We start from the raw sequence: 1,097 nt of genomic DNA, 5'->3' as shown, positions 1-1,097 counted from the left end.
CTCAAGCGCCCGCGGCGGGGCAAACCAGTCACCGGTCAACAGCAACTCCAGCGCCCGCTTGCGCCCGGCGATCCTTGGCAGGCGTTGGGTTCCACCGAAGGTCGGCGGCATTGCGAGGTTGATTTCCGGCTTGGCGAACAAAGCGCGGTCACTGGCGATGGCGAGCGGCACCGCCTCGGTGATTTCGCAACCGCCACCAAAGGCAATGCCGTTGACGGCAGCGATGACGGGTTTGCGAAACGCTTCCAGCCTCGCCGTCAGCCGTTGCCCGCGCATGACGAAATCACGCATCGCGACATCCACGCCGAGCGCCACGCTGGCCGAGAACTCATGAATGTCGCCGCCGGCCGAAAACGCCCGCTCCCCTGCACCGGTCAGAATGACCGCACGAACGCTGTCATCGACTTCAATGTCGTCAAGGATCGCAAGCAGGCGATCGATCAGGGCATAGTTCAAGGCGTTGAGCTTCTCCGGCCGATTGAGGGTGAGGATGGCAATCCCATCCCGGGGTTCCTTGAGGACAAGATCGGTCATTGGCTCTTCCTTCTTCATCATGCTGATGACCGGAAGACTATGCCCCTTTCCGCTTGTGTATATTCACTAGTCGGTATACCTAAGCTCATGCCTGACACGCAAAGTCCTACACGCAAACGTATTGTCGATGCCGCGACCAGGCTCTTCTATGCCGAAGGAATCGGTCGCGTCAGCGTCGATGCCGTCGCCGAGGAAGCGGGTCTCACCAAACGCACGCTCTACTACCATTTCAAGAGCAAGGACGACCTCATCGCCGCCTATCTCGATGGCCGCGACCAACCCAATCTGAAGCGGATGGCCGGCTGGTTCGATGCCGCCGAAGGCGGCGCGGATCGCAAGGTCGAGGCGATCTTCACCAATCTGGCGAGGTCCGCTCGTCACCCGAAATGGAAAGGATGCGGCTTCCTGCGCACGGCCGCCGAACTCGCCTCGATGCCCGGACATCCGGCGGTCAAGGTCGGCGCGCGGCACAAGCTGAATTTCGAAACATGGCTGGCCGGCGCCTTGTCGGACCATGGCGTCGGCGAGCCGCCTGCCTTGGCACGCGAGATCGTGCTTTTGAT

The 1,097-nt window shown here is 61.5% G+C and carries 2 protein-coding genes; one reads left to right on the top strand and one right to left on the bottom strand.

All coding sequences use genetic code 11. The features are described 5' to 3' along the window. Nucleotides 1-534: enoyl-CoA hydratase-related protein (locus EN749_RS36210; RefSeq protein ID WP_189368002.1), on the bottom strand; the 534-nt coding region annotated here is incomplete at its 3' end. Nucleotides 535-621: 87 nt separating this feature from the next. On the opposite strand from EN749_RS36210, the gene EN749_RS36205 reads away from it, so the two are divergent. Beyond that, the coding region (locus tag EN749_RS36205; protein WP_189368000.1) for a TetR/AcrR family transcriptional regulator at nucleotides 622-1,097 on the top strand (476 nt) is incomplete at its 3' end.

It is taken from the genome of Mesorhizobium sp. M7A.F.Ca.ET.027.02.1.1 (genome assembly GCF_004022985.1).
GTDB lineage: Bacteria > Pseudomonadota > Alphaproteobacteria > Rhizobiales > Rhizobiaceae > Mesorhizobium.
The sequence above is the reverse complement of the archived record's forward strand: the minus strand, read 5'-3'. Positions and strand labels throughout refer to the sequence as shown.